Annotated in this window: 2 rRNA genes; both read left to right on the forward strand. The window is 59.0% G+C overall.

Going from position 1 to position 1,100, the window contains the following annotated elements:
• Positions 1-49, forward strand: a 16S ribosomal RNA gene (locus PH203_RS49580); the annotation flags it as partial.
• Positions 50-354: 305 nt separating this feature from the next.
• Positions 355-1,100: ribosomal RNA gene (locus PH203_RS49585) — 23S ribosomal RNA — on the forward strand; the annotation flags it as partial.

Below are 1,100 nucleotides of genomic sequence, written 5' to 3' on the forward strand. Positions count from 1 at the left end.
GTCGTAACAAGGTAGCCGTACCGGAAGGTGCGGCTGGATCACCTCCTTTCTAAGGAGCACTTCTAGGCGGCCGCAAGGCTGTCCAGAGGCCAGCATGCGAGCGAACGTCTCGCACTGGTTGCTCATGGGTGGAACGTTGATTATTCGGCCAGGACCTCGGGTCGGAGGCTGCAAGTACTGCTCGCAAGAGCGTGGAACGCATGATCTCCGGACGGGACCTGGCCGGGCACGCTGTTGGGTGTCTGAGGGAATGAACCCCCTCGTGATGCCGGCCCCGGTAAAGGTTCGCTTCGGCGGGCTGTGACGGGTGGCTGGTCGTTGTTTGAGAACTGCACAGTGGACGCGAGCATCTGTGGCCAAGTTTTTAAGGGCGCACGGTGGATGCCTTGGCACCAGGAACCGATGAAGGACGTGGGAGGCCACGATAGTCCCCGGGGAGCCGTCAACCAGGCTTTGATCCGGGGGTTTCCGAATGGGGAAACCCGGCAGTCGTCATGGGCTGTCACCCATACCTGAACACATAGGGTATGTGGAGGGAACGCGGGGAAGTGAAACATCTCAGTACCCGCAGGAAGAGAAAACAACCGTGATTCCGGGAGTAGTGGCGAGCGAAACCGGATGAGGCCAAACCGTATGCGTGTGAGACCCGGCAGGGGTTGCGTATACGGGGTTGTGGGATCTCTCTTCTGTCGTCTGCCGGCGACAGGACGAGTCAGAAACCGTTGATGTAGGCGAAGGACATGCGAAAGGTCCGGCGTAGAGGGTAAGACCCCCGTAGTCGAAACGTCAGCGGCTCGTTTGAGAGACACCCAAGTAGCACGGGGCCCGAGAAATCCCGTGTGAATCTGGCGGGACCACCCGCTAAGCCTAAATATTCCCTGGTGACCGATAGCGGATAGTACCGTGAGGGAATGGTGAAAAGTACCCCGGGAGGGGAGTGAAATAGTACCTGAAACCGTGTGCCTACAAGCCGTGGGAGCGTCGGGCAAGCACTTGTGCTTGCCTCGTGACTGCGTGCCTTTTGAAGAATGAGCCTGCGAGTTTGCGGTGTGTTGCGAGGTTAACCCGTGTGGGGAAGCCGTAGCGAAAGCGAGTCCGAA

The sequence above is a fragment of the Streptomyces sp. S.PB5 genome (genome assembly GCF_030403745.1).
Lineage (GTDB): Bacteria > Actinomycetota > Actinomycetes > Streptomycetales > Streptomycetaceae > Streptomyces.